Raw genomic sequence first — 3,000 nt, forward strand, 5'->3', positions numbered from 1 at the left:
CAGGAGCTTTATTATCGGGCGGACAATTTGCATGACGGCGCTCTGCCGGTGCCGGTGCGGTGTATTCAAGATGAATGGGCCAATGTGGCCCAGCCGGACAGCTATCCCAAGATCCTGGCCACCTGCCGCAGCCGGAGGATTTTCCTCAATATCATCGTCCAGAACATTGCCAGCATCAAGGCACAGTACAAGGACGAATGGGAGGGGATCATGGGCAACTGTGATGTGCTGCTCTATTTGGGCGGCAACGAACAGAGCACCCACGAATACATTTCCAAGCTGTTGGGTAAGGAGACACTGGACACCCGCACCTACGGAACCACCCGTGGCCGCAGCGGAAGCAGCTCCACCAATTATCAGAACACCGGACGGGAGCTGCTGACATCCGACGAAGTGCGGATGCTGGATGACAACGATGCTCTGCTTTTTATCCGTGGCGAGCGCCCCATAAAGGATAAGAAGTATGACATTATGAAGCATCCCAACATCAAAAAAAGCCGCGACGGCGGCGCACCCGCTTATGTGCATAAGCGGGAAGTACCTGATTATCGTTTGCCTGATCTGCCTTATGGAGAGGAAGATCTGGACTATATTACGATCCTGGATGATCCCGATGATGAAGAGGATTCCTTCCAGGAAGAAAACAAGGAGGAAGAGTACGATGAAGAATGAAAAAGCAGTGGCCGCTGAACGCCAGGAAGAGCTGGTTCGGTGGGAAAGAAGATGCCGGAAGATCCAGCATGGGCTGCGGATCGCCATGATGGTGATGGTGCTGTTCACCGGTGTGATGACCATGGCCTTTGCCGATCCCCTGGCTCCCATTACCGAGCTGTCCAAGTTTATCGGCAACGCCATCAAGGCTATCGGCATGATCATCCTGTTGTTTGGTGTGGTACAGGTGGGCCTGTCTGTCAAGAGCCATGATGCGACCCAGCGGTCTCAGGGTTTCCTGACCTTCCTGGGCGGCGTGATCATTGCCTTTGCGCAGGACATTCTGACCATGGTGACCGGCGGTTGATCCCATGACACACAAGCAAAATAAGCGGGGGAGGGGCCAGGAGCCCTTCCCCCAGGAAAAGGAAGTGACGCTATGACTTGGACGGCAGAACTTTTGCAGGATTCCCTGAATCGCTGGAACACCACCATGGAAAGTATCTGGGATCTTCTGCTGCAATCGCCGGAGACCTTTAAAGGTGGTTCCATATGGACGACCATTGTCCATATCAATGGCGGACTGAAAGCCGCTGGATATGCCCTTCTGGTGCTCTTCTTTCTGATCGGCGTGGCACAGAGCACCATCAACTTTCGGGACTTTCAGCGTCCGGAGTATGCCATCAAACATTTTCTCCACTTTTTATTGGCTAAGGTGGCCATCACCTATGGCCTTCAGCTGATGCAGACCATCTTTTCCGTAGGTGCCGGAATCGCCAGTACGGCCATGAGCAGTCTGGGCGGTGTGGAGAACACCAAGGTATCTCTTCCTGCGGAGATCATTGAAGCCACCGATAAGATGAAGTTTATGGAGAGCATCCCAATGTGGGCGCTGGCGCTGATAGGCAGTTTTGCAATTGGGCTGATTTCGTTTGGTCTGATCCTGGTGATTTACGGGAGATTTTTCAAAATCTATATGTATACCGCTGTTGCACCACTGGCCTTGTCCACTTTCGGAGGGACCGGAACCAGTTCCATGGGAAAATCCTTTCTCCGATCTTATGCTTCCATTTGCGTTCAGGGAGTGGTGATCGTGCTATCTTGTATCATCTTTTCCGCCTTTGCTTCATCCGGATCGCCAGCGATTGTAGATGGCAGCGCCATAATGAAAGTGTGGAATTACCTTCAGGAAACCTTCTTTAATATGGTGCTGCTGGTCATTATGATCCTCGGGGTCAACAATGTAGTAAAGGAAATGTTCGGCCTGTAAAGAAGGGGGAAAGTGCATGGCCATTGAGATTAAGATCAACAAAGAAATCAACAACTACAAAGAGAATATCTTTTTCGGTCTGACACTGCGTCAGTTTGTGTGTTCAGCCGCAGCGGTGGCAATCGCTGTGGGGGCTTATTTCGTATGTGTCCCTGTTCTGGGGGAGGAAGCTGTGAGCTGGATCTGTATCCTGTGTGCAGTGCCTACGGGTGCTGCCGGTTTTATTGAGTATAACGGAATGCACCTGGAGCAGCTCCTGTGGGCCATCTGTAAAACACAGCTGTTGTGTGCCGGAAAACGGGTATGGCGGGCACAAAACTATTATTTTGATGCTTTCGCTATGGTGATAAAGGAAGAAGAACAGGCTAACCGAAAAAGGAAAAAGCCGAAGAAAAACAAAAACAGTGAGACAGGGGGAATTTGATGGCAGTGCAATTCAGCTTGCCCTGGATCAAGCCTGATCCGGAGAGGGATGGCTTTCAGGTGCCGAAAAGTGCTCAGCAGAGCATCCCGATCAAACGGATCTACAAAGATGGGGTATTTCAGGTGGCAGGCAAGTTTTCAAAAACATGGAGTTTTTCCGACATCAATTATGCGGTGGCTTCCATGGAGCGGCAGCAACAAATGATTCTGGCCTGGTGTACAGTGATCAATATGCTGCCCACCAATGTTACCAGCAAGATCAGTCTGATCAATCACAAGATGGATCGGAAAGAATTTGAAACAACTCAGCTGATGGCTCTGGAAGGGGATCGGCTGGATCATTACCGAACAGAATACAATGATGTGGTGGAAGAGAAAGCCCGAGAAAGCAATGATATGATCCGGGAAATGTTCATCACTGTTTCGGTGGAAAAAAAGACGGTGGAGGAAGCCAGAGCCTTTTTTCAGCGGCTGGAGGTGGATCTGTCTGGCGGCTTGCGCCAACTGGATTCCCACTTGCAGGAACTGACTTTGGAAGAACGGCTGCGGCTGTTCCACGATTTCTTCCGGCCCAAGGAGCAGGAATTTTCCTTTGACCTGAAGGACTACATCCGCAAAGGCCATGACTTCAAAGACGCTGTTGCCCCGGAGTGCAT

Annotated in this window: 4 protein-coding genes and 1 pseudogene; all 5 read left to right on the top strand. The window is 51.0% G+C overall.

Translation table 11 applies throughout. From position 1 onward, the window contains the following. The coding region (locus KQI26_RS14915) for a type IV secretory system conjugative DNA transfer family protein (protein ID WP_216505029.1) at positions 1–672 on the top strand (672 nt) is incomplete at its 5' end. Next, entirely contained in the window at positions 662–1,018 is a 357-nt protein-coding gene (locus KQI26_RS14920) for a hypothetical protein (RefSeq protein WP_371744216.1), read from the top strand. The genes KQI26_RS14915 and KQI26_RS14920, both read left to right, overlap by 11 nt. 72 nt (positions 1,019–1,090) lie before the next feature. Continuing rightward, positions 1,091–1,921 (top strand): hypothetical protein, encoded by an 831-nt coding sequence (locus tag KQI26_RS14925; RefSeq protein ID WP_216505030.1) that lies wholly within the window; start codon positions 1,091–1,093, stop codon positions 1,919–1,921. 16 nt (positions 1,922–1,937) lie between these two features. After that, on the top strand, positions 1,938–2,345 hold the full coding sequence (locus KQI26_RS14930) for a PrgI family protein (RefSeq protein WP_253292898.1): 408 nt from the start codon (positions 1,938–1,940) through the stop codon (positions 2,343–2,345). Beyond that, positions 2,345–3,000 (top strand): annotated as a pseudogene (locus KQI26_RS14935) (VirB4-like conjugal transfer ATPase); the annotation flags it as partial. The gene KQI26_RS14930 and the pseudogene KQI26_RS14935, both read left to right, overlap by 1 nt.

Origin of the sequence: Intestinimonas sp. MSJ-38, assembly GCF_018917925.1 — a bacterium.
Taxonomy (GTDB): domain Bacteria; phylum Bacillota; class Clostridia; order Oscillospirales; family Butyricicoccaceae; genus Pseudobutyricicoccus.

Bases quoted from the DNA above. Each gene is read 5' to 3' on its own strand.
- KQI26_RS14925 (WP_216505030.1), top strand. From the start codon at position 1,091: ATGACTTGGACGGCAGAACTTTTGCAGGATTCCCTGAATCGCTGGAAC.
- KQI26_RS14930 (WP_253292898.1), top strand. From the start codon at position 1,938: ATGGCCATTGAGATTAAGATCAACAAAGAAATCAACAACTACAAAGAG.
- KQI26_RS14920 (WP_371744216.1), top strand. From the start codon at position 662: ATGAAGAATGAAAAAGCAGTGGCCGCTGAACGCCAGGAAGAGCTGGTT.